The sequence below is a fragment of the Thalassospira permensis NBRC 106175 genome (assembly GCF_000714555.1).
In the GTDB taxonomy this organism is placed as follows: domain Bacteria; phylum Pseudomonadota; class Alphaproteobacteria; order Rhodospirillales; family Thalassospiraceae; genus Thalassospira; species Thalassospira xiamenensis.
Map to the genome: position 1 here is coordinate 1 of NZ_AUNC01000019.1, position 26,402 is coordinate 26,402.

The window sequence follows — 26,402 nt, forward strand, 5'->3', positions numbered from 1 at the left end:
CGCCCGAAAACGGAAATCGCGGCCCGGTTGGGCAGCTTGCTTTCCATCGGTAGCGCGGGGTTATAAGGGGGTGATCAGGGGGTGTCAAGCAGCCTGTTTGACGATTTTTCCGATCTCGTCGGGCAGGTTTTCAAATGCAGTGACAACCCCATCTGCGGCGAGATTTTTTGCACGTGTATCGTCGACTTCAAAGGCCACCGCAATGGCCGGAATGCCGAAATCGCGTGCGGCATTCACATCATTGGCATGATCGCCAACCATGATCGCGATATCGCCGCGTGCCCGGTCATATCCGGCTTGATCAAGGGCGAATGCCAAATGAGCGCCGTCGGGCTTTTTAACGTGCGTTGCATCGCCGCCGGCAATCACGGCAAACAGGTCGGAGACACCCAGCCGTTCAAGGATGCGTTTGCAGGGTGCGGTCGGTTTGTTTGATGCCAGACCAATGATCCAGCCATCTGATGCCAGATCTCGAAGGGTTGCTTCGGCATTTTCAAACAGGCGGGTATTGCCATAGTCGGTGTCGATATAACGTGTGGTGAAATCGCCTTCGCAGTCATCGAGCTGTTGACCATCAATCGTGACACCGCGTGCATCAAACGCCCGTTTGGTCAGCATTTTGGTGCCATCGCCCAGCATGGCTTCCAGTTCGGGACGAGCAAGTGGCGTAAGGTCGTGAGCGGCGAGGGTTTCGTTCATCGCAAACAGCAGATCATCCACCCCGTCAATCAGGGTGCCGTCAAGATCGAACAGGATGAATTTTGCCATTTTGCGATGCTGCCTTTGAAAACGAATATCGATTTATCGGACCTTAACCGAAATGGTGTCATTAACAAACGGTAACATCTGCTAACACGAAGTAACAAAACGTGATTCTTTCGGGGCTTTTGCCTTTGGGGATTATAGGTTAGGAGTTGCTTCAAATCGGCTGTGAAAGGTTCGGACCGGCATATCGTGACCGGATCGAAAACAAAGGGGACGCCGTGTAACGCATGGCACAACAGGGTTAAAGCATGTCGCGTGAATTAAGTGTGGTGGTTCTGGCTGCGGGTATGGGAACGCGAATGAAAAGCGCGATCCCCAAGGTCATGCACAAGATAGCAGGCAAACCGATGGTCAATCATGTGATTGATACGGCGGCCCATCTGAACGCAACCAAAACCATGGTTGTTGTCGGGCCGGATATGCCCAAGCTGATTGAGGCCGTCTCCCCGCATTCGACATTCGAACAAACGGATCGACTTGGAACCGCACATGCGGTTCTTGCCGCCAAAGAGGCCCTTCGTGGCCTTACGGGCAATGTGCTTGTGCTTTATGCCGACAGTCCGCTTTTTACTACCGAAACCCTCTCACGCCTTGTCGCGGCACGCGAGCATGGCGATCACGCGGTTGCGGTTCTGGGGTTCCGCCCCGAAGACCCGACCGGCTATGGCCGCCTTGTGACCGATCCGGCAAATGGTGAGTTGCTGGCGATTGTTGAAGACAAGGAATGTGACGAAACGCAACGTGCGATCAATTTTTGCAATTCCGGTGTGATGTGCTTCCGTGCTGAAAGCATGATTGAAACCCTTGAAGCGATTGGAAATGCCAATGCAAAGGGCGAATATTACCTGACCGATGCGGTCGAGGTGGCGCGTGCCAACGGCAATAGTTGCGTTGCTGTTGAGGTCGCTGAGGAAGAAACGCTTGGTGTGAATTCCAGAAGCCAGCTTGCCGTGGCCGAAGCGATTATGCAGTCACGCCTGCGCGAGGTGGCAATGGTGAATGGCGCGACCTTGATTGATCCGGGTTCGGTCTATCTGGCCAGCGACACCAGATTGGGCCGGGATGTTGTTATCGAGCCGAATGTGTTTTTCGGTCCCGGTGTTACGGTTGGCGATGAGGTAACGATCAAGGCCTTCAGCCATCTTGAAAGCTGTGTGGTGGGGGACAAAGCCGATATCGGGCCCTATGCCCGTTTGCGACCGGGCGCGGAAATTGGTGCCGGTGCCAGGGTTGGAAATTTTGTCGAGATCAAAAAGGCTGTTGTTGAAGACGGGGCGAAGGTCAATCACCTCAGCTATATCGGTGATGCCCGTGTCGGGGCAAAGGCCAATATCGGGGCCGGAACCATCACATGCAATTACGACGGATACCGCAAACAACATACCGATATCGGGGCCGGTGCATTTATCGGTTCCAATTCGGCACTGGTCGCCCCCGTATCCATCGGGGACGGTGCCATTATTGGTGCGGGCAGCACGATTACCGGAACGGTCGAAGCCGATGCCTTGGTGATAGAGCGTGCGCAACGGCTTGATAAACCGGGCTGGGCGCGGGTATTTCGCGAGAAGATGAAGGCCCTTTTGGGTAAGTAACGGCAATTAACGCGCGGCATTTGCGTGCGCGACGGGCAAAATTTCGACGGGGAAGATAATAACTATGTGCGGGATTATCGGCATTATTGGCAAGGACAGCGTCAGCGACCGTATTCTTGAGGGGCTTAAACGGCTTGAATATCGGGGCTATGACAGTGCCGGGATTGCGACCCTTGTTAACGGTCATATTGATCGCCGCCGGGCCGAAGGCAAGCTGATAAATCTTGCCAACCGTCTTGCGGAAATGCCGCTGGCGGGGGATGTCGGCATTGGTCACACCCGCTGGGCGACGCATGGGGTTCCGACCGAAAACAACGCCCATCCGCACACCGATGGCAAGGTTGCCGTGGTGCATAACGGCATCATCGAAAATTATCAGGAAATCAAGGCTGAGCTCTCCGGCAAGGGCCGGGTTTTTGCCACTGATACCGACACTGAAGTGATTGTGCATCTGGTTTCCGACTTCCTTGATCAGGGCAAAACCCCGCGTGACGCAGTCGCCGCCACATTACATCGGATTGAGGGGGCCTTTGCGCTGGTAATCATGATTGCCGGGCAGCATGACGTGATTTTTGGCGCGCGCCGTGGCACGCCGCTTGCGGTTGGTTTGGGTGAGGGCGAGATGTATCTTGGCTCGGACGCGATGGCACTGTCGCATCTGACCAACAGGCTGATTTACCTTGAGGAAGGTGATTGGGTCGAAGTGACCCGCGATGGTGTTCAGGTCCGTGACGAGCATGACAATGACGTTACCCGTGAAACAAAGCTTTCGGCTGTTTCCGGTGCCATGATGGGCAAGGGTAACTATAACCATTTCATGCAGAAGGAAATTTTCGAACAGCCAGCCGTGATTGGCGACACGTTGCATGCCTTCATCAATCCGGCGACGCGGACGATCAAGCTGCCCGATATGCCGTTTTCGTTTAACGATGTCAGCCGGTTGACGATTGTGGCGTGCGGCACGTCCTTCTATGCCGGAATGGTGGCAAAGCACTGGATCGAACGCTATGCCGGGCTTGGCGTTGATGTCGATATCGCGTCTGAATTCCGCTATCGGTGCCCGCCGCTTCCAAAAGGGGGCGTGGCGCTATTTCTTTCGCAATCCGGCGAGACGCTTGATACCTTGGCTGCCCTTCGTTATGCGAAGTCCAAGGGGCAGAAAATTGTTTCCATCGTCAATGTGGCCGAAAGCACGATTGCACGCGAAAGCGATGTGGTCTTGCTGACCTATGCCGGGCCGGAAATCGGTGTCGCATCGACCAAGGCCTTTACCACGCAATTGACTGTTCTGGCCTGTCTTGCCGTGACGATCGGGCGCGATAACGGCACTCTTGCCAAGGACGAGGAAGCCGCCATCGTCAACGCGCTGACCGAAGTGCCAAAACATGCGGCCGAAGTCCTTCATCATGACGATGAAATCCGTGAACTTGCGATCAATATCGCTGATGCGCGCGATGTGCTTTATATCGGCCGCGGCCTTGGCTATCCGATTGCGATGGAAGGGGCGCTGAAGCTCAAGGAAATTTCCTATATCCACGCCGAAGGCTATGCGGCGGGCGAGATGAAGCACGGCCCGATTGCCCTGATTGATCAGTCGGTTCCGATCATCGTGATTGCACCTTCCGACGAACTTTTTGAAAAAACTGCATCGAACATGCAGGAAGCGGCCGCACGCGGCGGACGGGTAATTTTCCTGTCTGATGCAGAGGGACTTGCGAAGCTTGGCGAGATGGCATCGGCCACGGTAGAGCTGCCAAAGGTTGCCGATTTTGTTGCGCCAATCCTGTATACTATTCCGGTTCAGATGCTGGCCTATCATGTGGCGGTCCATAAGGGTACGGATGTCGATCAGCCCCGTAACCTCGCCAAATCGGTTACGGTGGAATAAGGTCGATATTTCAGGCGACAGGTTGCACAGGTAGTTGGATAAACGGGCGGGGCCTATGAAAGTCATTGTGACAGGTGGTGCAGGGTTTATCGGGTCGGCGGTCTGCCGACTTTTGGCCGGGCAGAAAAAGATCGAGGTTCTCAACCTTGATAAGCTGACCTATGCGTCTGATTTGCGCACTGTTGAAAGTGTTTCTTCGCTATCCAACTACTGTTTCGTAAAACAGGATATCTGCAATCGGGCAGAACTTGATCGGGTCTTTGAAGATTTTCAACCCGATGCTGTGATGCATCTGGCGGCAGAAAGCCATGTAGACCGTTCGATTGACGGGCCGTCTGAATTTATTCAGACGAATCTTGTTGGTACATTCACCCTGCTGGAAGCAGCACGGGATTATTTCAACGGCTTATCTGCTGAACGACGGTCGACTTTCCGGTTTCATCATATTTCGACTGACGAGGTGTATGGTTCGCTTGGGGACGAGGGGCTTTTTACAGAAGAAACCCCCTATGCGCCCAATTCGCCATATTCTGCAAGCAAGGCGGGATCGGATCACCTTGTGCGCGCCTGGCATCATACGTATGGGTTGCCGGTGATTATCAGCAATTGTTCAAACAATTACGGGCCCTATCAATTCCCCGAGAAGCTGATCCCCCTGATGATCCTGAATGTCTTGCATGGCAAGGCGTTGCCGGTTTATGGCGATGGCAAAAACACGCGGGACTGGCTTCATGTTGAAGACCATGCAGACGCGCTTTTTACCATTCTGACAAAGGGCCGAATTGGCGAGAAATACAATGTCGGTGGTTGCAACGAAGTTGCAAATATTGATGTCGTGCGCAGCATCTTTGATGTTGTGTCGCGGTTTCAGCCCGATGCAGTGACAGGTGACTTTGAGGCGCAGGTTCGGTTCGTGACCGACCGCCCGGGGCATGACTGGCGGTATGCGATTGATCCATCGAAGATACGCGACGAGCTTGGCTGGGAACCAAAACACAGCTTTGAAAGCGGTCTGGAACAGACAGTGAAATGGTATCTGGCAAATCGGGCGTGGTGGGAGCCGATCCTGAAAGATAAATATGCAGGTGAGCGCCTCGGAACGGTGAAATAGTGATGATTAATGCACTTGTCTTTGGCGCAAACGGCCAATTGGGACGAAGTCTGGCGCTATGTGACGCGACTTTCCCTCAAGTCCGTTTGACACTCTTGGACCGAAGCAAGTGCGATTTATCCGATCTGTCGTCTATTGCCGCCGTGATTCGCAACAATGATCCGCAGGTGATCATCAATGCGGCTGCTTATACGGCTGTTGATCTTGCTGAAAATGATCGTGATAGCGCCTATCGGGTCAATTGCGATGCCGCTGATATGATGGCCCGTGCTGCCGACGATCTTGATATTCCGCTGATCCATTTTTCAACCGATTATGTTTTTGATGGCGCGTCACAGCGCCCATACTGCGAAGATGATCCGGCCGCGCCACTTGGCGTTTACGGTGCCAGCAAACTGGCAGGCGAATGCGCGGTGAGGGCTGCGGCTAAGCGCCACCTTATTTTGCGCACAGCCTGGGTTTACAGCCCGTTTGGCAAGAATTTCGTCAAAACGATGCTGGGATTGATGACGCAACGTGATGTTCTGACGATTGTGAATGATCAGCATGGATGTCCGACATCGGCAATTGATCTGGCGAATGCGACCTTGCGATTATTACCGGTGATACTTGATCCGAATTTTTACGTATTTGGGACCTATCATCTTGTGTCCGATAATCAGACGACATGGTTTGATTTCGCCAAACGTATTCAGGATGCTGCGATTGCGCAGTTTGGGGCAAATTGGACTGGAAAAAATTGCAGGATTGATCCGGTAAACTCGGATGCCTTTCCAACGATTGCCAGGCGTCCAGCCTATTCCATAATGTCGACACAGAAATTTACCGATACTTTCGGTTATGGGCTGCCCGATATTTCGGAAAGCCTTCCGACATGTTTGAACAACCTTGAGGCGGGCAGATAGAAAATGCGTAAAGGCATCATTCTTGCGGGCGGAACCGGATCGCGGTTGCATCCGTCGACAATGGTTGTGTCAAAGCAGCTGTTGCCGGTTTACGACAAGCCAATGGTCTATTACCCGCTGACGACATTGATGTTGGCCGGGATCAGGGAAATCCTTTTGATCAGTACGCCGCGCGATTTACCGTTATTTCGTGAGCTGTTGGGTGATGGTCAGAGGTGGGGGCTTCAGATCGAATATGCCGTTCAGGAAGAGCCCCGCGGTCTTGCCGATGCGTTTCGGGTCGGGGCTGCATTTATCGGCGATGACCCGTGCTGTCTGGTTCTGGGGGATAACATATTTTTCGGGCATGGCCTGACCGAGCTTCTGGTCAACGCGATGAAGCAGACCACCGGCGCAACGGTTTTTGCCTATTATGTGCAGGACCCTGAACGTTACGGTGTCGTCGAATTCGATAACAAGGGAATGGCAAAGGGAATTGAAGAAAAGCCGAAAGAGCCGAAATCGAATTATGCTGTGACCGGGATGTATTTCTATGACGCGCAGGTCGTTGAAATCGCAAGATCCATAAAACCATCGGCGCGTGGTGAGCTTGAAATTACCGATGTCAACAATGCGTATCTGGAACGTGGGCAGTTGCATGTAGAAAAGATGGGGCGCGGATATGCCTGGCTTGATACTGGAACCCATGGTGCGATGCTTGATGCCGCAAACTTTGTTGAAACAGTAGAAAAGCGGCAAAGCCTTAAAATTGCTTGCCCCGAAGAAATAGCATTACGCACAGGTCTGATTGATGAGGGGCAATTTGAAAAGCTGATTGATGCCTTTGGTGCCAGCTCGTATCGCGACTATCTAATATCCGTTTTGCGCAGCCTGCATCGGATGTAGACGACAGTTCAGTTTTCGTATCTAACTGTTTCGAGATACTTTTTGAACGACATCGCATTGGTATCTTTGGCTGACAGTATCAGCTGGCTTTCATCCATCGGCCAGTTGATACCAAGATCGGGATCGTTCCATAGAATGGCATGCTCGGCTGAGGGGGTGTAAGGCCTGCTGACCTTGTAGACGACTTCTGTGTCGGGGGCGAGCGTCAGAAAACCATGAGCAAATCCGCGCGGAACAAAAATCTGGTTCCAGTCATCGGCGTTGATTTCGGCAATAACCGATTTGCCAAGTGTTGGCGAATTGGGACGAATGTCGACGGCAACGTCTAGGATTCGACCGCGCAGAACCCGAACGAGTTTGTCTTGGGCATACGGTTCGCGCTGGAAATGCAGGCCGCGCAAAACACCGGGGCTTTTGGAAAAGGAATGGTTATCCTGAACGAAATCCTGCGTAATTCCGGCCTTTGAAAACTCCTCCTGATTATAGGTTTCGGAGAAGAATCCCCGCTCGTCTTCGAATTTTCTCGGGAAGAGCAGTTTGACTTCGGGAATTTCCAGAGATTCGATCTTCATAAAATCACCATTTGGGACCCAAGTGGTCCAGTCGGGCTAATGACCTGCAAGACGAATATCCTACTTAGCATAACTTATAAAGATGCATTGGGGATTTGGTTAAATCAAAGTCCGCCAATGAGTTTAAGCTGGCGAATGAAGGGTTTCGGAAATCGTGTCACAATATTGCCCTTTGTCATGTGAAGTGTCGCGTGATAGGTCTGGCATCAGAAAATGATCGTGGCGCGGCGCATGGGCGAAGCGCGCCGTTTTCATTCTCGCAAGTGCGAGAAAATCCCCAAAATCATGACATTTTTGCGTCCTTTTGTTCTCTTCTGTTGACAAATTCCGATGGCTTCAATACATGCTGTTAGCACTCGCCGGGGGTGAGTGCTAATACGGGCTCATCCCGGTTAGTTTTAATTTAAAACGAGCCTTAGCTTAAACACGGAGTTGTCTAACATGAAGTTCCGTCCGTTACATGATCGTGTGCTGGTCCGTCGTGTCGAATCCGACACCAAGACAGCCGGTGGCATCATTATCCCGGATACCGCGAAAGAAAAACCGCAGGAAGGCGAGATCATCGCTGTTGGTTCCGGTGTTCGCAAAGAAGATGGCTCGCTTGTCGCGCTTGACGTCAAGGCAGGTGACAAGGTTCTGTTCGGCAAATGGTCGGGCACCGAAGTCAAGGTCGATGGCGAAGAGCTGCTGATCATGAAAGAGTCCGACATTATGGGCATCATGGAATAAGTCAGCCTTTTGGTGACTTAAATCCACGTTCATCCGTCTCATAGAGAGGAAAGAATACTATGGCTGCTAAAGAAGTAAAATTCTCCACCGACGCCCGCGCCAAAATGCTGCGCGGTGTCGACATCCTTGCTGATGCCGTTAAAGTGACGCTCGGCCCGAAAGGCCGTAACGTTGTCATCGAAAAATCCTTTGGCGCACCGCGTGTGACCAAGGACGGTGTTTCGGTGGCCAAGGAAATCGAACTTTCTGACAAGTTCGAAAACATGGGCGCACAGATGCTACGTGAAGTGGCTTCCAAAACCGCCGATCTGGCTGGTGACGGCACCACCACCGCAACCGTTCTGGCACAGGCAATCGTTCGTGAAGGCAACAAGTCTGTTGCTGCAGGCATGAACCCGATGGACCTGAAACGCGGTATCGATCTTGCGACGACCAAAGTAATTGAAGCCATCCAGAGCCGCGCACGTAAAGTGTCGGGCAAGGACGAAATCGCACAGGTTGGTAACATTTCGGCCAACGGTGACCGTGAAGTCGGCGACATGATCGCTGAAGCCATGGAAAAAGTTGGCAACGAAGGTGTTATCACCGTCGAGGAAGCCAAGGGCCTGCACACCGAACTCGACGTTGTCGAAGGCATGCAGTTTGATCGTGGTTACCTGTCGCCGTACTTCGTAACCAATCCGGAAAAGATGGTTGCCGAACTCGACAACCCGTATGTTCTTCTGTTCGACAAAAAAGTTTCCTCGCTGCAGCCGCTGCTGCCGCTTCTGGAAGCTGCCGTTCAGTCGGGCAAGCCGCTTCTTATCATTGCTGAAGACGTCGAAGGCGAAGCTCTTGCGACCCTCGTCGTCAACAAGCTGCGCGGCGGTCTGAAAATCGCTGCTGTCAAAGCACCGGGCTTCGGCGATCGTCGCAAAGCAATGCTCGAAGACATTGCCATCCTTACCGGTGGTCAGGTTGTCTCAGAAGATCTTGGCATCAAGCTTGAGAGCGTTACGCTCGATATGCTCGGTACCGCGAAATCGATCACCATCACCAAAGAAGAAACCACCATCGTTGATGGTGCCGGTGAGAAAGCCCAGATCGAAGCTCGCGTTGGCCAGATCCGTGCACAGATCGAAGAAACCACTTCGGATTATGACCGCGAGAAACTGCAGGAACGTCTTGCGAAACTCGCTGGCGGTGTTGCCGTGATCAAAATCGGTGGCGCTTCGGAAATCGAAGTGAAAGAACGCAAAGACCGCGTTGACGATGCCCTGCACGCAACTCGCGCTGCTGTTGAAGAAGGTATCGTTGCTGGTGGCGGTACGGCTCTGCTGTACGCGACCCGCGCTCTTGACGGTCTTGAAGGTGTAAACCATGACCAGACCATCGGTGTCGACATCGTTCGTCGCGCGCTGCAGGCTCCGGTCCGTCAGATCGCTCAGAACGCAGGTGTTGATGGCGCAGTTGTCGCTGGCAAGCTGCTTGAGCAGGACGATGTTGAATTCGGCTTCGACGCCCAGAAAGGTGAATACACCAACCTGGTCAAAGCCGGCATCATCGACCCGGCCAAAGTTGTTCGTACTGCCCTGCAGGACGCAGCATCGGTCGCAGGTCTGCTGATCACCACCGAATGCATGATCGCTGAAAAGCCGGAAGATAAATCCTCCGGTGGCGCGCCTGACATGGGCGGCATGGGTGGTATGGGCGGCATGGGCGGTATGGGCTTCTAAGCCTTACCACCAACCGACCTTCTTGCTACGGAAAGGGTCTCGCATTTGCGAGGCCCTTTTTGTTTTTGTATCGATTGCGATAAAAATCCCCGCAATCAGATGAGTTGCGGGGATTTTTCAGATTAACCGAACAGCTTTTTAAGTGTGCGTGGCTGACAGCGCAGATACTGATTGGCCGCCTTGACCTCGGCACCAAGGCTTGCTGCCGCATGCCACGGCCAGCGCGGGTCATAAAGAATGCCACGCGCCAGCGCAATGGCATCGGCCTGACCGGTGAAGACAATGGCCTCTGCCTGTTCTGCTTCGGTAATCAGGCCAACCGCGATGGTGGTGATGCCGGTTTCCGATTTGATGCGATCTGCAAAGGGGACCTGATAGTTCGGGCCAACGGGGATTTTCTGATCGATGTGAAGACCGCCAGATGACACATGGATAAAATCGCAACCGCGTTCCTTCAGGACACGGGCCAGTTCGACGCTTTGATCAATATCCCAGCCGCCTTCGACCCAATCAGAAGCCGAAATCCGAATGCCGACCGGTTTGGCTGGATCGAAAGCTGCGCGAACTGCATCATAAACCTCGATCACGATCCGCATACGATTTTCAAGCGATCCACCATAGTCGTCATCGCGTTTGTTGGAATGTGGTGAGAGGAATTGATGGAGCAGGTACCCGTGTGCCCCGTGAATTTCGATGGCATCAAGACCAAGTCGATCCGCGCGCTTGGCCGCATCGGCAAAGCCCTGAATGATTTCGCGGATGCGTGAGGTGTTGAGTGCCTCTGGTTCCGGGTCGCCTGCACGGAACGGAACAGCGGACGGGGCAACAACCTGCCAGCCATTTTCATGATCCGGTGCAATGGCGCCACCACCATCCCAAGGCTTTTCGCAGGATGCCTTACGCCCGGCATGGGCAAGCTGGATGGCAATTGGCATGTCGGAATGGCTGCGCACAGCGGCGAGGGTCTTGCCAAGGGCTGTTTCGGTTTCATCGTCCCATAGTCCAAGATCGCCATAGGTAATGCGGCCTTCGGGTTCAATCGCAGATGCCTCGATTATCAGAAGGCCGGCACCGGATTGGGCAAGATTGCCAAGATGCATGTCGTGCCATGCCGTGGCTTTACCGTTATCGGCGGAATATTGGCACATCGGCGCGATGACAATGCGGTTTTCCAGTTCAAGCTTGCCAAGGCAGAGCGGCGTAAAAAGGTGGCTCATGGAGGTGTCCTGTATCAGTGGGGGCAGGGGGACTGCCGACAATGACATGAAGCTAGTTGGAAATTGCAGTTCGCGCCATAGGGATCCTAGGCTTTTCCGTCTTGTGGAATGGTCGGTCAGATAAGGACACCGATGAGGGCGAGATAAGGAGCGAAAAAATTTTCAAAAAAATGCGTGCACCTACTTGCGGAAAAATGACCCTGATCTATTTGTTGAATCGAAGGGCCATGGTGGCCTTGTACGCGTCAGGGTTGCAGCATGTCTGGACCTGTGGCGCAAGAACTACCTGTCTGTTTAGGAGGGTAATTATGACTGGTCTTCAGACTGTAAATGGTACTGCTCGTCGTCTGGCTTCGCGTCCGGCATATGGTGATCCGTTTGGTGTTTTCGGACGTGATTTTGATCGTATGATCGGGTCAATCTTTGGACGTGACGGGCTTGTGAATTCAGCCGATACAAGTGGCAATGAAGCGCCGCAAAAGCTTTTGACCCCGCGTATCGATGTTCATGAGACCGATGACAATATCGAACTTTCCGCCGAACTTCCGGGTGTTGAACAGGGCGATGTTGATGTCTCGGTGCTTGAAGGTGTCCTGACGATTACAGGTGAAAAGAAATCAACCCGTGAAAGCAATGATAGTGTTCGCGTTGTCGAACGCACCTATGGCAGCTTCAAACGTTCATTCCGTCTGCCCGATACCGTCGATGCAGACAAGATTGCGGCATCGTTCAAGAACGGTGTCCTGACGCTCACTCTCCCTAAAGTAGCGGAAGTGAAGCCGGAGCCGCGCAAGATTGCGATTTCCGGGTAAGTTTTGCCTCAACCTTGATGAAGCACCTGAACGGGCGGAGAAATCCGCCCGTCTTTTTTGTCTGCGGTCGCATGGCGATGGTCAGTGAGCCGTGCAACAATCCATTGGCATTTCAAACACACCGGTTTTATCGAAGGCTTCGAGGGCGGCATGCCAAGGTGCAAGGTCGATACCCTGTCTGGCGATCCAGTCCGGGTTATAATAGGTGTCGCGATAGCGGTCACCGCCATCACACAGAAGGGTAACAACCGATCCGCTTTCGCCAGCCTTTTTCATCTGACTGATCAGTGACAGGGTGGCGATCAGGTTGGTGCCGGTCGACCCGCCGCAGCGACGGCCCATATGTTTTTCCAGATATTGCAGGGCGGCGAAGCTTCCGGCATCCGGTACGCGGATCATGTGATCGACGACGTTGGGGTTAAAACTTGGTTCAACGCGCGGGCGGCCGATGCCTTCGACACGTGATGCCTTTTGCCCGGTGATGTCACATTTGCCGGTTTCATAAGCGTCATAGAAAACCGAGTTTTCCGGATCGGCGACGCAAAGTTCGCATCCCATGCCAAGGATCTGTCCGTAACGGATATAGCGACCGATGGTAGAAGATGTTCCACCCGTACCGGCACCAACAACAATCCAGCGCGGAACAGGGTGGGGTTCGCGTTTGAGCTGGTCAAAGATGCTTTCGGCGATATTGTTGTTGCCCCGCCAGTCGGTTGCGCGTTCGGCATAGGTGAACTGGTCCATGTAATGGCCGCCCAGTTCCCGCGCCAGACGTTGGGATTCGGCATAAATCTGGCCGCTGTGTTCGACCAGATGGCTTTCGCCGCCATAAAAGGCGATCTGATCGATTTTCTGTTGCGATGTTGATTTGGGCATCACCGCAATAAATCGAAGCCCCAGAAGGCGGGCAAAATAGGCTTCGGACACGGCGGTGGAGCCGCTTGATGCCTCGATGATCGGGGTGTCTTTGGATATCCAGCCATTGCAAAGGCCATACAGGAACAATGAGCGCGCCAGGCGATGCTTCAGGCTGCCGGACGGATGGGTCGATTCATCCTTGAGGTAAAGCCCGATGCCATCAAGTGACGGCAGATCAAGACGGATCAGATGGGTGTCTGCAGACCGGTTGAAGTCGGCTTCGATGATGTTGATGGCATCAGCCACCCATTGGCGATCGTAGCTCATGAAAAGTCCTGTATTTCTGTTTGGCGCTGGTGACGCGATCGTTGAAGGTTTCTTCATGTAGGCGATTATTATACAGAAAACTACCGTAAATTTTGCGAATAAGCTTGCTAACACTTTTTTCAAAGCTAACCTCTAGAATAGAGTTTCGCGATTCTTCCATTTTATCCGGGTGATCTGGTTACCATGGCTAAAAACGACGACGATCCTTTTGCCAAACGTCACGCTGCATCTGAAATCGGGGCGGCGTATGATGTGCCGGTACGCGTATCGACCGTGATCGGCAAAAGCCAGATTCAGGTTGCACAATTGATGCGCCTGACCCGCGGTGCGGTTCTTGAACTGGATCGCAAAGTGGGGGAGCCGGTTGATATTTACGTCAATAACCGGTTGGTGGCACGTGGGGAACTCGTTGTCGTGGATGAAAACCTGGGTGTAACGATCACCGAAGTTGTTAAATCCGGCACCATTATCGAGACCCATCACTAAGAGATTTTCCAAAGAACTCGGCCATTTTGCAAACCACCGGATTGTTGGCAGCCGGTGGTTTTTATTTTTCCCGATGTTGGTTGGAACCGGTGTTGCTGTCTGTGCGTTCTGGAACAAATGCCGATACTGCCTTTAACCTGCCATTTTGTGGTCAAAGGCTGTGTCTTATGTCCCGCTTTTACGCACAACGAGGACAATCTCATGATCAATATTCTGACATCCGGGTTGCTGGCCTTGATCGGACTGGCACTTGGTGCCGGGGGCGTCTGGCTTATTTTGCTGGATGGTAGCTGGTATTATGCATTTGCCGGATTGGCATTTCTGATTGCCGCGGCTCTTTCATTCGCAAAACGACCTGTCGTTTTACCGTTTTACGCACTTTTCATGATCGCAAGCCTTGGCTGGGCCGTTTGGGAAGTCGGGTTTGACTGGTGGCAGTTGGGACCGCGCGGTGGTTTGATTGTCTTGATCGGCCTTTGGCTTGCCATGCCTGCCTATCGCAAGACGCTTCTGGTCGGACAGCCAGTGCCGGAAGTCAAACCAACACGTTCGTTCGTGCTGGAGGGCAGCCTTGTCCTGGCGATTGTTGTTGCGGTGTATTCGATGATGAATAACCCCCATGCAATCGAGGGCCAGTTAAACGACAGCCCGGTTGTTTCCAATCCTGACCTGGGCGGCGATGTTCCGGCAGGTGATTGGCATCAATATGGACGGACACCGTTCGGGCAACGTTATTCGCCTCTTGATCAGATCAACACCGATAATGTTGCGACACTTGAACAGGCGTGGGTTTTTCAGACCGGCGATGTCAGGCGGTCCGAAGACGTGCCTGAAACGACCTATCAGGTGACCCCCCTTAAGATCAATGACACGCTTTATCTGTGTACGCCGCATAGCTGGGCAATGGCGATTGATGCCAAAACCGGGCAGGAAAAATGGCGGTTTGATCCGGAAGTTCCCGATAATACCGACCGGCAGCACCAAACCTGCCGAGGGGTGACATTCTATCAGGATACCGCGATGTCAGCAGATGCATCGTGTGCCGCACGGGTGTATCTGCCGACGTCGGATGCGCGACTGATTGCCCTTGATGCTAATAACGGCGAGATTTGCGCCGACTTTGGTGATCAGGGAACCGTCCATCTGGAAGAGGGCATGCCCTACAACCCGGCCGGATATTATTATTCTACCTCGCCGCCGGTTGTTGCTGATGGCAAGATCATTATTGGCGGCGCGGTGAATGACAATTATTCGACCAAATCCCAGTCGGGTGTCATTCGTGCCTATGACGTCAATAGCGGTGAGCTGGTGTGGAACTGGGATTCTGGCAATCCGGAACAGACCGAACCGATCCCCGAAGGTCAGACCTATACCGCGAATTCACCCAATAGCTGGTCAGTGTCGAGCGCAGATGAGGAGCTCGGCATGATCTATGTGCCGCTGGGCAACAAGGTGCCCGATCAATTGGGTATGGGGCGTAGTGAAGAGGTTGAAACCTATTCATCATCCATCGTTGCGCTTAGCCTTGAAACCGGACAGGTCCAGTGGGTGCGCCAGACGGTGCATCACGACCTTTGGGATATGGATGTTCCGGCCCAGCCCGCGTTGCTCGATATCACCACATCCGATGGTGAAAATGTCCCGGCACTTGTCGGACCGACCAAGCAGGGTGATATCTATGTCCTTGATCGCCGAACGGGCGAACCGATCATTCCGGTTAGGGAAGTTCCCGCACCTGGCGGTGCGATCCCGGAGGATTTCACGGCGCCGACACAGCCGGTATCGGACCTGACCTTCATGCCCGAACCGCTGACGGAAAAGGACATGTGGGGCATTACACTGTTTGATCAGCTGGCATGTCGCATTCAGTTCCATCAGTTGAAATATGAAGGCCGTTACACCCCGCCTTCTTTGGAAGGGACGCTGGTTTATCCCGGTAATTTCGGCACATTCAATTGGGGCAGTGTGGCGATTGATCCCGAAAAACAGATCATGTTCGGCATGCCGACATATCTTGCTTTCACATCGCAATTGATCCCACGCGACGAAGTGCCGCCGCGCGGTACGGAAAAAGCCAGCGAGATGGGGATCAACCGCAATGAAGGCGCGCCTTATGCAGTCAATATGGGGCCATTCCTGTCACCAGTTGGCGTACCGTGCCAGGCTCCGCCATGGGGCTATGTCGCGGGGGCGGACCTTCGCACTGGCGAGGTTGTTTACAAGCATAAAAACGGTACGGTTGAGGACATGACACCCCTGCCATTACCGTTCGAGCTTGGTGTGCCAGGCATCGGTGGTCCGATCATCACCAAGGGTGGTGTGGCGTTCCTTGGTGCGGCGGTTGATAACTACTTCCGTGCCTATGACGTCACCACGGGCAAACAGCTTTGGGAGGCGCGGCTGCCTGCTGGTGGGCAGTCAACGCCGATGACCTACACCACCGATGACGGCACACAATATGTGCTGATCGTTGCTGGTGGGCACGGTTCCATCGGAACCAAGGCCGGTGATTACGTGGTGGCCTATAAACTGCCCTAAGCACGTTTCGAATATCTGTAAAAAGCGTCCGGTTTGTCCGGGCGCTTTTTGTTTGGGACAATTCAAATCGGGAATCGCAACTGGCGTTTTGCGAATTTGTAGGATGCTGATCACCCCAAACTCAACCTTTGGGATCAAGCTGTTCGCAAAAATTTTGCTGATCTTTTGCTTGACCGCAGGGGGAGTAAAAAATGCCTTTGCCGCGAATCATTGGATATCCGGGATTGTAACGGAACTGATACAATCAATTGACGATTTTTTATTCATTCCCACTACATATTGTGTTTTCAATCCGGCTTTGAGCAGGCATAACCATTTTCAAACGGGCATTGGAAACGGCTATTTTTCATGATCTGGCAGGCCGTCAACCGGGGCCGGATCAGGCAAACGCCGTTTGATGAAGATAACAAACAGGAAGCGGATCGCCGCCAACGTGCGACCGTTCAGGTAAGGGGACTACAAGCATGAAGATGCTGGATGTGGTGCAGCACGAAAAAGGTGCGCGCGTTATTGTTGATCGTTCGCGCGATGCATTGCTGACTGACTTTGGCAAGGCGGTTTTGAATGACCGTTATCTGATGCCGGGCGAAAGCTATCAGGATCTGTTTGCGCGCGTTGCCAGCTACTATGGTGACAACGAAGCGCATGCGCAGCGTCTTTATGATTATATTTCCAAGCTCTGGTTCATGCCCGCCACTCCGATCCTGTCGAATGGCGGGACCACGCGAGGCTTGCCGATTTCCTGCTTCCTGAACGAGGCAGACGATAATCTTGGCGGTATTGTGGATATCTGGACAGAGAATGTCTGGCTTGCGGCACGTGGCGGCGGAATCGGTTCGTATTGGGGCAATCTGCGTTCGATTGGCGAGAAGGTCGGCAAGAACGGTAAAACATCGGGCGTGGTGCCGTTTATCCGTGTGATGGACAGCTTGACACTGGCGATCAGTCAGGGATCGTTGCGCCGCGGATCGGCCGCGGTTTATATGCCAGTCAGCCATCCAGAGATCGAAGAGTTTTCCGAGATGCGCCGCCCGACCGGTGGTGACCCGAACCGCAAGACGCCGAACCTGCATCAGGGCGTTGCGATTTCGGATGCCTTCATGCGTGCGGTCGAAAATGATGAAGAATGGGCGCTGACATCCCCAAAAGACGGGCATGTTGTCCGCAAAATCAGCGCGCGTTCATTGTGGATACGTTTGCTGACATCGCGCGTTGAAACAGGCGAGCCCTATATGCTGTTCATCGACACCGTGAACCGTGCGGTGCCGGAACACCACAAGCTGGCCGGGCTTAGTGTCAAGACGTCGAACCTGTGTTCGGAAATCACGTTGCCGACCGGCAAGGATCATCTGGGCGGGGATCGTACTGCTGTTTGCTGCCTGTCGTCGCTGAACCTTGAACATTATCTGACCTGGAAGGATGACACGCAGTTCATCGAAGATATTCTGCGTTTCCTTGATAACGTGCTTCAGGACTTTATCGATCATGCGCCCGATACCATGGCGCGTGCGAAATATTCCGCGATGCGTGAACGTTCGGTTGGTCTTGGAGTGATGGGCTTCCATTCCTTCCTTCAGGCGCAGAAAGTGCCGCTTGAAGGGGTGATGAGCAAAGTCTGGAACAAGCAGATTTTTGATCACTTGAAAAAGCATGCCGATGCTGCGTCCGAGAAGTTGGCGGAAGAACGCGGTTCGTGCCCGGATGCGGCCGAATACGGCATCAAAACCCGTTTCTCGAACAAAACCGCGATTGCGCCGACCGCATCGATTTCGATCATTTGCGGCGGTGCTTCGCCGGGAATCGAGCCGATGGCGGCGAACTCCTACACCCACAAGACGCTTTCGGGCTCGTTTAACGTGCGTAACAAGTATCTTGCCGAGGTTCTGGAAGAAAAAGGCCGGAATACTGAGGATGTCTGGACATCCATCACGGTGCATGAAGGATCGGTTCAGCATCTTGATTTCCTGTCTGATCTGGAAAAGGACATTTTCAAGACTGCGTTCGAGCTGGATCAGCGCTGGCTGATCGAACTTGCCGGTGATCGCACGCCGATGATTGATCAGGCACAGTCACTGAACATCTTCCTGGCGTCGAATGTTCATAAACGTGACCTGCATCAGATCCATTTCCAGGCATGGAAAAAGGGGGTCAAAAGCCTTTATTACTGCCGGTCGAAATCGATCCAGCGGGCCGAGGTGGTTGCGAACATTCCGGGGCGTGCGAAGTCGAATGATCACGATATGCCAAGTCCGGAAAGCTCGTTTGAAATCCCGGCACTGGTTGCGGCCGCCGCCGCACAGGCAGCCAGCGAACCTGACTATGATGAATGTCTCGCCTGCCAGTAAGGCGGCTTGAGTACACAGAAATTTTGCGAGAAGTGACGATATGTCTGACGATAAAGTAATTGATCTTCTGACGGAAAACCCGGTCTACAAGCCGTTCCGTTATCCTTGGGCCTATGAGGCGTGGTTGACCCAGCAGCAAATTCACTGGCTGCCGGAAGAAGTGCCGCTGGCCGATGACGTCAAGGATTGGAACCACACGATTTCCGATGCCGAGCGCAACCTGCTCACGCAGATTTTCCGCTTTTTCACTCAGTCGGATATCGAGGTCAATAACTGCTATATGCGCCATTATACGCGCGTATTCAAACCAACCGAAGTCCAGATGATGCTGGCGGCATTTTCCAACATGGAAACCATCCATGTAGCCGCCTATTCGCACCTTCTTGATACCATTGGCATGCCCGAAGCCGAGTATGAGGCCTTCTTCCAGTACAAGGAAATGAAGGACAAATACGACTATATGCAAATCTGGGGCATTGGTCCGGAAGACGAGTATACCGACGAGCATGGCGACCTGCGTTTAACCACACAGGGCAAGCGGAACATCGCCAAGACGCTTGCGGTGTTTGGTGCCTTTACCGAAGGTTTGCAGCTGTTTGCCTCATTTGCGATGCTGATGAATTTCCCTCGCTTTAACAAGATGAAGGGCATGGGGCAGATCGTCACATGGTCTGTGCGCGATGAAAGCCTGCATTGCGAAAGCATCATCCGCCTGTTTAGGACATTCTGCAAAGAGAACCCGGAAATCTGGGATGACGAAATGCGCAGCGACCTGATCGAGGCCTGCAAAACCATCGTCAGTCACGAAGATGCGTTTATCGATCTGTCCTTCGAAGCCGGTGCGGTGCAGGGCCTGACAGCGGAAGATATAAAGAAATACATCCGCTATATCGCTGATCGCCGCCTTAGCCAGCTTGGTCTTGAGGAGCAATACGGGATTGAACAGAACCCGTTGCCATGGATGGATGCGATGCTGAATGCGGTCGAGCACACCAACTTCTTTGAAAACCGCGCGACGGAATATTCAAAAGCCGCAACGCGCGGTACTTGGGACGAAGCATTTTCCTGATCCCGTTTGAGGAACGAATATCATGCAAAAGGCCGCCTTCGGGTGGCCTTTTGTGTTCTGGTTCAGGGAATAGCCAATTCCTGTAGCCGTTTGTCAACACGTCTGATTTCTTCAAGGCGCAGCTTTGGTTCAAGATTGGTAATTGCCGTTGCCGGATCCATTTCAAGTTCGACACCGGGAGGCAGGGGGCGTGGGCCAAGGGCTGAACGGCGCAGCCAGTAATAGGCATCAGCATAATCCTGTTCTATACCCCAGCCGCGTTCCAGCATCGCGCCGAGCATGAATTGGGCGGCATGCATGCCTTTTTCGGCGGCGATCCTGTAATAATGGGCGGCTTCAACATAGTTTTGTTCCGCTCCACGCCCGTGAAAATACTGTTCGCCAATCAGAAAGGCGGCATCGGTATTGTTCCCGTTGGCATGAAGAGCGCGTTTAAAGAATTCTGTGGCGCGGAACTGGTCATAGCGCAGCCCCCAGCCATTGAAATACATCAGCCCAAGGTAATAGATTGCATTTGCATGATTAGAGCGTGCTGCAAGGGCAAACCAATCTGCCGCCTGTCGGTAGTCCTGTGGTCCGGCAAGACCGCGATAGTAAAGCAGGCCAAGCGCATATTGCGCACGTGGATCGTCTTCCTGTGCGGCAACGCGCCACTGTGCGCGGGCCATTTCATAATTCCCCGCCTGATAGGCCTTGTAACCACTGGTGTAGTCGGCCTGTGCCGGTGGAGCATGAAACGTATATGCCGCCAGAACAAGAAAACCACACAGGATGGTGCGATTGCCGCGATTGGGCGAGAAGAAAGCAAGTATGGAAAGGGGCAAAAGGCGAAACCGATCTTTAACGGGATTTGAACAGCGGGACGACTTTGCGTGCACGTTTTTCAACGGCATCAAGAACGTTCTGGATTTCCGAGCTTTGTTTTATTTTTTCACCGCTGTGAAGTGCTACGAAATGCCCGGCATTCTTGTGATCCGCACCAAGTTTGATGACGGTGAAGATGGCTGTTTCGTGTGAGGAGCGGAAGATGGAGAACATGGCCATGCCATCAAGGTGATCAATGGCATAGTCGCGCCATGCACCACTTGCGACTTGTCTGGAATAAGTATTCATGAGCTGCATCAATTCAGTCCGGTCGAAATGCACAAAGCTTTTGGCTTTGCGGTATTGAGCCAGATTGAACAATGTACCCATGTCTTTCTCCGGACGTAATTTCAAAAGGCCGGGGTAGAGCGTTTATGACGCTCTGATGACACGGTAGCGCGGTTTATCCGCAGCCTCAAGTTTGAAAGGGCCGGGATATAAAAATTTTTACAAATATATGTGAGATTTCAGTTGGTTGAGGTGATTACAGGCTGCGTGATCGTGTTGGCGGCCAGTCAACGGTTTGTGCGCCAGTATTATAAGGATCGGGTGTACGATAGCAACTAACCGCCGCCAATGTGCGATAGCAATAAAGTGGCGTTTCCGGAACCGGATCCTTTTTGCAGTATGATTTACCATCAATCTTTCGGATTGTAGAACAGTCCCGGCCCGTTGAAAGGGAAACGACGTGGTCAATCAGGGTTTTGTCAGTGTTGATGATGCTGACGACATCAAGCGCCACATACCATTGCGAAGCTGTTAACGCCGAGGTTCCAGTAATGTCTTCTACTGCACTATCCATGCCCCCGCATCCTGAAACGCTTGCAGCAAGCAGCGTTGCGAATAATCCAGCCAGAACGCGCTGACGGATTATTCGTTTCGCCTCTTGTCGGCTTTGGGCCTTGTGCAAGCTTTTCATCCTGATCTCCGTGCATCGACCGGTCAGTATTTGCCCGGTAGCGATTAAAATTCCGTTTCCCGAATTTACAAATGCAATCCATGTGCCGTTTTGGGTGAAGCAGATACTGTTTTTGATGTTGGGACGGATTGGCCACATTTCAGCCGGGTTTGGCAATTAACCGGACGGCAGATTATGATTTTAGCGGCAGATTTTCGTTCGGGTTAAGGTCTGGTCCTGCATCGCAGGCGGCAATTCTTTCCTTTGATGGTTGTTCACTGGATCAAAAACAACGTGATGGGGGGGCAGTTTTGCGCGTGAAATACAGCATTGCGGGATTTAATTGCGATATTGGCGGCTCCTGATGTGCAGCGGACTTGACCCCTTGCGTACTGGCGCGTTAAATCCTTGCCGGAATTAATTCTGACAAGCGGGCAGGTTGCCCGCTTTCTTTTGATCGGATTGGAGCGGTTTTCGTGGTTGATATTTTCCAGGAAGTCGAAGAAGACCTCAAGCGCGAGCGCAATGAAGCGCTGTGGCGCAAATACGGCAAATACATCGTGGGTGTGGCGGCCGTGATCGTGCTGGGTGTTGCCGGACGTGAAGGCTGGAAAAGCTACGAGGAAAATTCGCGCATCGAAAACGGCACGCGCATGGCAAATGCCATTGAACTGGCACAGGCTGGTGAAGAAAAGCAGGATGCGGCACTGGGTGCGCTTGATGCGATCATTGCCGATGGCGATGCCGGTTTTGTCGCCCTTGGTCATTTCCAGAAGGCGGCAATTTATCTTCGCGCCGGGGCGAAAGATTCCGCCGTCGCCGAGCTTGAGGCAATTGCGGGTAACAGCGACGTCGAAAAGATCTATCGCGATCTTGCCGTGGTTCAGATTGCGATGAACAACGCCGACGCATCAAATGCCAAGGATTTGATTTCGCGTTTGGAACCGATCGCTGTGCCTGAAAATCCCTGGTACTACTCGGCACGTGAAATGATCGCGATGCTTCATATCGCAGCAGGCGAGGTAGAGGCAGCAAAGCCGCTGCTGACCGAGATTGCCGATGACAGCGAAGCACCGTCAGGTATGCGCGCCCGCGCAAGTGAAATTCTGAAAGCCGTTGGCGCCTGATTGGCGGGAATGGCACAGGCAACCTGTTCACAGGGACTGGATCAGAGGATATGGTTTTGAGACCACGCAACATTAAATCCCTTTTGTGCGTCATGGGCATGTCGGTTGCCGTTTCTGCATGCTCAAGCTGGCTTGGAGAATCCGAAGATCCGCCGCTTCCGGGTGAACGCCTTGCGGTTCTTTCGCTTGAAAGCACGGTTCAGCCGGATGCCGAATTGAGCGATCAACGCGTGATCCTGCCGGAACCGGAGCCGATGGAAGACTGGCCGCAGAACGGTGGTCTGCCAAGTCATGCCCTGCATCATGTCGGTCTGGACAACGATGTGCTGCGTCAGGATTGGTCTGTTGGTATCGGCGAAGGATCGATGGATGACAATCTTCTGCTCAATCAGGCGATTGTAGCGCGGGGTGTGGTGTTTACAATTGATGCCGACGCCGTCGTTCGTGCGTTCAGTGCCAAATCGGGCAAGCGTATCTGGTCGCTTGAACTGGCGAAGGACGAGGACGAAGACAGCACGCTTCTGGGGGGCGGTCTTGCCTATGAAAACGGTATTTTGTACGCGACGACCGGCTTTGCCGAGGTAATCGCGATTGATGCTCCCAGTGCAACCGTGATGTGGCGCTCACAGGTAACCGCCCCGATGCGCGGCGCGCCGACGGTTCGTGGCGGGCGCGTGTTCGTTGTGACGGTTGATAACCAGACTGTCGCACTGAACGCTATGACCGGCGAGACACTTTGGAGCCATCGCGGCGCATCTGAAGGTGCTTCCTTTATCGGTGGTGCAAGCCCGGCGGTTGACCAAGGGGTTGTTATTTCGGCTTACACGACCGGTGAAATGTACGCGCTTCGTGTTGAAAACGGTCAGGTGATCTGGTCCGATGCGCTGGCATCGGCGGGGCGCACCGATGCGGTTTCGGCGATTGCCGATATTCGAGGTCTTCCGGTGATTGACAATAATCTGGTGATCGCCACCAGTAATGCCGGTTTGACTGTTGCGATTGACCTTCGCACCGGGTACCGCGTCTGGGAACTGGAAGCCGGAGGCATCCAGTCGCCGTGGGTTGCGGGCGATTATGTTTTCATCCTTACCAACACAAATGACCTGATAGCCTTGCGTCGAGACACCGGACAGGTTAAATGGGTGACTGCTTTGCCGCGTTTTGTCGATCCCGAAGATCAGGAAGGCCCGATGGTATGGACCGGTCCGGTCCTGGTTGGTGACCGGTTGATCGTCGGAAACGAGCAGGGCGAAATCATGACTGTTTCCCCGTATAGTGGCGAGATCATTGGCAAGGATGAAGTTTCCGGCCCGATCACCTTGCCGCCGTCTGTTGCGGGTGACAGTCTTTACTTCCTGACTGCGGATGCCGATCTAATCGCGTATCGCTAACAGGTAGAACACAGTTTTTGCGAAAGATCCGATCTTTTGCCTGATATGCGCGTGCGCCGGAACGGGGTAAACTGCCCCTCGGCGCACATCGCCGTTTTATAACAATGAGTCTGAAAGTCAGATGTCGCTGAAAGTAGCCATTATCGGTCGCCCCAATGTCGGGAAGTCGACCTTGTTTAACCGTCTGGTCGGCAAGAAGCTGGCGCTGGTTGATGACCAGCCGGGCGTCACGCGTGATCGCCGCTATGGCAGGGCGCGTCTTGGACATATGGGTTTCGATATTATCGATACCGCCGGTCTGGAAGAGGCATTTGACGATTCAATCGAAGGTAAAATGCGCCAGCAAAGCGAAATGGCCTTTGAAGAATGTGATATTGCGTTTTTCCTGATCGATGCGCGTGCGGGCCTGACCCCGCTTGACAATCACTTTGCTGACTGGCTGCGCAAACGCAAGAAGCCGGTTTATGTGATTGCCAACAAGCACGAGGGCAGGGATCAGGATGCAGGTCTGTACGAGGCTTATGGCCTTGGTCTTGGCGATGTTGCGCCGATTTCAGCCGAGCATGGCCTTGGCATGGAATTGCTGATAGATATCATGCGCCCCCATTGGGAAGAATATCGCGACAAGCAGCGCAAGGCGCGCAAGGAAGGTGATATTGCTGCCATCGATGACGATTTCGAAGATGACGAGATGGACGAGGACGATGGTTCTTTCCCGTCCTTTGAAATCGAATATGACGAAGACGATGAAGGCGAGGAAGAAGTTGTTCGCAAGGACAATTCGAAAATCCAGCTTGCGATTGTCGGCCGTCCAAATGTGGGTAAATCAACCCTTCTGAACCAGCTTTTGGGTGAAAACCGGGTAATGACCGGTCCGCAGGCTGGTTTGACCCGTGACTCGATTGCCGTTGACTGGTCCTATGAAGGCCGTCCGATCCGTCTGGTCGATACCGCCGGAATGCGCCGCAAGAAGAAGATTGATGATCGGGTTGAAAAGCTGTCTGTGACCGATACCTTGCGCGTGATCCGCTATGCGCAGGTGGTTGTCATTATGCTCGATGCGACCAATACGCTTGATAAGCAGGACCTGACGATTGCGCGTATGGTCCTGGAAGAAGGTCGTGCGCTTATCATTGCGGTGAACAAGTGGGACGCGGTCAAAGACAAATCCGGTGTGATGTCGGCGTTGCGCGACAAGCTTGATACGTCCTTTGCACAGGCCAAGGGTATTCCGATCCTGACATTCTCGGCCCTTACCGGTCGCGGGACAGATACTTTGATGCCGACAGTCCTTGATATCTATGATATCTGGAGCCGCCGTATTCCGACCTCGCAGCTGAACCGCTGGCTTGAAGCCATTACCGAACGCCATCTGCCGCCGGTTATTTCCGGCCGTCGTATCCGTCTGCGGTATATGACCCAGGCGAAATCGCGTCCACCAAGCTTCTTTATCAACTGCTCCAAGGCCGCCGAGCTGCCCGAAAGCTATACGCGCTACCTGATTAATGGTCTGCGCGAGGATTTCGACATGCCGGGTGTTCCGATCCGCATTTATCTGCGTAGCAGTGACAACCCCTATGGCAACAAGAAGAAAAAACGATAGGGCCTGAGTGCAGAAGCATCAACGGGGGCAGGAATGCCTCCGTTTTTATTTGGCAGGCTCTAAAAGACGGTCAATGAAATCGGCAGCATTGTCTGACTGCCAGTCGACCAACCCGGTTACATAGCCAAGAATACGGCCATCACGATCAAGGGCATATGTGATCGGCAGACCATAAAGGGCAAACTCGGCATTCTTTGGATTGTCACGGTTGCTATAAGCGGTTTCGCCGTTCGGATCGACGAAAAGAACAAGATTTTCAAGGCCCAAACGGCGGTAAAAGGGAATGGCAGCCAACAACCCGTCTTCGTCTATCGAGACCGGAATGATGACAAGGTCATCATTGGAATGGTCATAGGCCAACTGATCAAGCGACGGCATTTCAGCCATACAGGGCAGGCACCAGCTGGCCCAGAAATTTACCAGAACCACCTTGCCGCGATAGGCGCCGATATCGGTCGGGTGATTTCGCCGGTCATAAAAGCGGGTGTTGCGCGCAATCCGTTTTGGATCAAGTTCGACAAACTGGCTGCTTTCGCCAATCAGCGACAGGGGTGACGTTTCAGCCCCCCCGATGGCAGGTGCCGTGATAGTAAATATTACAGAAACGATGAGGCAGCGCAAAAATCGCATCGGGTATCCGTGGCATGATCAAACCGGATGTTCCGACTAACCGTTGATGTTGGCAAAGACAAGACAGAGCCGATC

23 protein-coding genes are annotated in these 26,402 nt (G+C 53.2%); 15 read left to right on the forward strand and 8 right to left on the reverse strand.

Annotation, left to right across the window (positions count from 1 at the left end; all coding sequences use genetic code 11):
• Positions 1 to 84: 84 nt before the first annotated feature.
• The gene (locus SMB34_RS10830) at positions 85 to 768 is read right to left on the reverse strand and encodes an HAD-IA family hydrolase (protein WP_007090391.1); all 684 of its coding nucleotides are present in this window, start codon (positions 766 to 768) and stop codon (positions 85 to 87) included.
• A 245-nt stretch (positions 769 to 1,013) separates the two neighbouring features.
• Here SMB34_RS10830 and glmU point away from each other — a divergent pair, with 245 nt between their 5' ends.
• The 5 genes from glmU to rfbA all read left to right on the forward strand — a co-directional run bounded on the left by glmU (position 1,014) and on the right by rfbA (position 7,146).
• A complete protein-coding gene (glmU, locus tag SMB34_RS10835; protein ID WP_007090390.1) occupies positions 1,014 to 2,357 on the forward strand; it encodes a bifunctional UDP-N-acetylglucosamine diphosphorylase/glucosamine-1-phosphate N-acetyltransferase GlmU in 1,344 nt (447 codons plus the stop codon).
• Positions 2,358 to 2,421: 64 nt separating this feature from the next.
• Entirely contained in the window at positions 2,422 to 4,245 is a 1,824-nt protein-coding gene (gene glmS, locus SMB34_RS10840) for a glutamine--fructose-6-phosphate transaminase (isomerizing) (RefSeq protein ID WP_037990049.1), read from the forward strand.
• 55 nt (positions 4,246 to 4,300) lie between these two features.
• Positions 4,301 to 5,356 (forward strand): dTDP-glucose 4,6-dehydratase, encoded by a 1,056-nt coding sequence (gene rfbB, locus SMB34_RS10845; protein WP_037990052.1) that lies wholly within the window; start codon positions 4,301 to 4,303, stop codon positions 5,354 to 5,356.
• Between the two features lie 2 nt (positions 5,357 to 5,358).
• Positions 5,359 to 6,261, forward strand: coding sequence for a dTDP-4-dehydrorhamnose reductase (gene rfbD / locus SMB34_RS10850; RefSeq protein ID WP_037990057.1), 903 nt, complete (start codon positions 5,359 to 5,361; stop codon positions 6,259 to 6,261).
• A 3-nt stretch (positions 6,262 to 6,264) separates the two neighbouring features.
• On the forward strand, positions 6,265 to 7,146 hold the full coding sequence (gene rfbA / locus SMB34_RS10855; protein WP_037990059.1) for a glucose-1-phosphate thymidylyltransferase RfbA: 882 nt from the start codon (positions 6,265 to 6,267) through the stop codon (positions 7,144 to 7,146).
• Between the two features lie 8 nt (positions 7,147 to 7,154).
• Here the strand turns inward: rfbA and rfbC are convergent, their stop codons facing one another.
• Positions 7,155 to 7,718, reverse strand: a complete 564-nt coding sequence (rfbC, locus tag SMB34_RS10860) for a dTDP-4-dehydrorhamnose 3,5-epimerase (RefSeq protein ID WP_037990060.1) — start codon at positions 7,716 to 7,718, stop codon at positions 7,155 to 7,157.
• A 441-nt stretch (positions 7,719 to 8,159) separates the two neighbouring features.
• Between rfbC and groES the strand changes: the two genes are divergently transcribed.
• Together groES and groL are read left to right on the forward strand one after the other, a co-directional pair.
• Positions 8,160 to 8,447, forward strand: a complete 288-nt coding sequence (groES, locus tag SMB34_RS10865; protein ID WP_007090384.1) for a co-chaperone GroES — start codon at positions 8,160 to 8,162, stop codon at positions 8,445 to 8,447.
• A gap of 59 nt (positions 8,448 to 8,506) precedes the next feature.
• A complete protein-coding gene (gene groL, locus SMB34_RS10870; protein ID WP_037990063.1) occupies positions 8,507 to 10,162 on the forward strand; it encodes a chaperonin GroEL in 1,656 nt (551 codons plus the stop codon).
• Positions 10,163 to 10,284: 122 nt separating this feature from the next.
• Here the strand turns inward: groL and SMB34_RS10875 are convergent, their stop codons facing one another.
• Entirely contained in the window at positions 10,285 to 11,379 is a 1,095-nt protein-coding gene (locus SMB34_RS10875) for an NADH:flavin oxidoreductase/NADH oxidase (RefSeq protein ID WP_037990116.1), read from the reverse strand.
• A gap of 308 nt (positions 11,380 to 11,687) precedes the next feature.
• Here SMB34_RS10875 and SMB34_RS10880 point away from each other — a divergent pair, with 308 nt between their 5' ends.
• Positions 11,688 to 12,191, forward strand: coding sequence for an Hsp20/alpha crystallin family protein (locus SMB34_RS10880; protein ID WP_037990065.1), 504 nt, complete (start codon positions 11,688 to 11,690; stop codon positions 12,189 to 12,191).
• Positions 12,192 to 12,272: 81 nt separating this feature from the next.
• On the opposite strand, the gene SMB34_RS10885 is transcribed toward SMB34_RS10880, so the two are convergent.
• Positions 12,273 to 13,376, reverse strand: coding sequence for a PLP-dependent cysteine synthase family protein (locus SMB34_RS10885; protein ID WP_037990069.1), 1,104 nt, complete (start codon positions 13,374 to 13,376; stop codon positions 12,273 to 12,275).
• 183 nt (positions 13,377 to 13,559) lie between these two features.
• On the opposite strand from SMB34_RS10885, the gene fliN reads away from it, so the two are divergent.
• The 4 genes from fliN to SMB34_RS10910 all read left to right on the forward strand — a co-directional run bounded on the left by fliN (position 13,560) and on the right by SMB34_RS10910 (position 19,814).
• Positions 13,560 to 13,862: a flagellar motor switch protein FliN gene (gene fliN, locus SMB34_RS10890; protein ID WP_007090379.1), complete on the forward strand. Its 303-nt coding sequence runs from the start codon at positions 13,560 to 13,562 to the stop codon at positions 13,860 to 13,862.
• A 201-nt stretch (positions 13,863 to 14,063) separates the two neighbouring features.
• Positions 14,064 to 16,400, forward strand: a complete 2,337-nt coding sequence (locus SMB34_RS10895) for a glucose/quinate/shikimate family membrane-bound PQQ-dependent dehydrogenase (RefSeq protein ID WP_037990072.1) — start codon at positions 14,064 to 14,066, stop codon at positions 16,398 to 16,400.
• A 470-nt stretch (positions 16,401 to 16,870) separates the two neighbouring features.
• A complete protein-coding gene (locus SMB34_RS10905) occupies positions 16,871 to 18,745 on the forward strand; it encodes a ribonucleoside-diphosphate reductase subunit alpha (protein WP_051682256.1) in 1,875 nt (624 codons plus the stop codon).
• A gap of 40 nt (positions 18,746 to 18,785) precedes the next feature.
• On the forward strand, positions 18,786 to 19,814 hold the full coding sequence (locus SMB34_RS10910; protein WP_007090376.1) for a ribonucleotide-diphosphate reductase subunit beta: 1,029 nt from the start codon (positions 18,786 to 18,788) through the stop codon (positions 19,812 to 19,814).
• 62 nt (positions 19,815 to 19,876) lie between these two features.
• Here SMB34_RS10910 and SMB34_RS10915 read toward each other — a convergent pair whose 3' ends face one another.
• From SMB34_RS10915 to SMB34_RS10925, 3 genes are all read right to left on the reverse strand, one after another.
• Positions 19,877 to 20,638: a tetratricopeptide repeat protein gene (locus tag SMB34_RS10915; protein ID WP_037990077.1), complete on the reverse strand. Its 762-nt coding sequence runs from the start codon at positions 20,636 to 20,638 to the stop codon at positions 19,877 to 19,879.
• Positions 20,639 to 20,654: 16 nt separating this feature from the next.
• A complete protein-coding gene (locus SMB34_RS10920; protein ID WP_007090374.1) occupies positions 20,655 to 21,008 on the reverse strand; it encodes a DUF2794 domain-containing protein in 354 nt (117 codons plus the stop codon).
• 154 nt (positions 21,009 to 21,162) lie between these two features.
• Positions 21,163 to 21,480 carry a hypothetical protein gene (locus tag SMB34_RS10925; RefSeq protein WP_233421768.1) on the reverse strand — a complete coding sequence of 106 codons (318 nt, stop codon included), beginning with the start codon at positions 21,478 to 21,480 and terminating at the stop codon, positions 21,163 to 21,165.
• A 572-nt stretch (positions 21,481 to 22,052) separates the two neighbouring features.
• On the opposite strand from SMB34_RS10925, the gene SMB34_RS10930 reads away from it, so the two are divergent.
• The 3 genes from SMB34_RS10930 to der all read left to right on the forward strand — a co-directional run bounded on the left by SMB34_RS10930 (position 22,053) and on the right by der (position 25,697).
• Positions 22,053 to 22,703 carry a tetratricopeptide repeat protein gene (locus SMB34_RS10930; RefSeq protein ID WP_037990079.1) on the forward strand — a complete coding sequence of 217 codons (651 nt, stop codon included), beginning with the start codon at positions 22,053 to 22,055 and terminating at the stop codon, positions 22,701 to 22,703.
• 50 nt (positions 22,704 to 22,753) lie between these two features.
• Complete coding sequence (locus SMB34_RS10935) at positions 22,754 to 24,094, forward strand: outer membrane protein assembly factor BamB family protein (protein WP_065702023.1); 1,341 nt, start codon at positions 22,754 to 22,756, stop codon at positions 24,092 to 24,094.
• 121 nt (positions 24,095 to 24,215) lie between these two features.
• A complete protein-coding gene (gene der, locus SMB34_RS10940; protein ID WP_007090370.1) occupies positions 24,216 to 25,697 on the forward strand; it encodes a ribosome biogenesis GTPase Der in 1,482 nt (493 codons plus the stop codon).
• 45 nt (positions 25,698 to 25,742) lie between these two features.
• Here the strand turns inward: der and SMB34_RS20675 are convergent, their stop codons facing one another.
• Positions 25,743 to 26,327 (reverse strand): TlpA disulfide reductase family protein, encoded by a 585-nt coding sequence (locus SMB34_RS20675; protein WP_051682254.1) that lies wholly within the window; start codon positions 26,325 to 26,327, stop codon positions 25,743 to 25,745.
• Positions 26,328 to 26,402 lie beyond the last annotated feature (75 nt).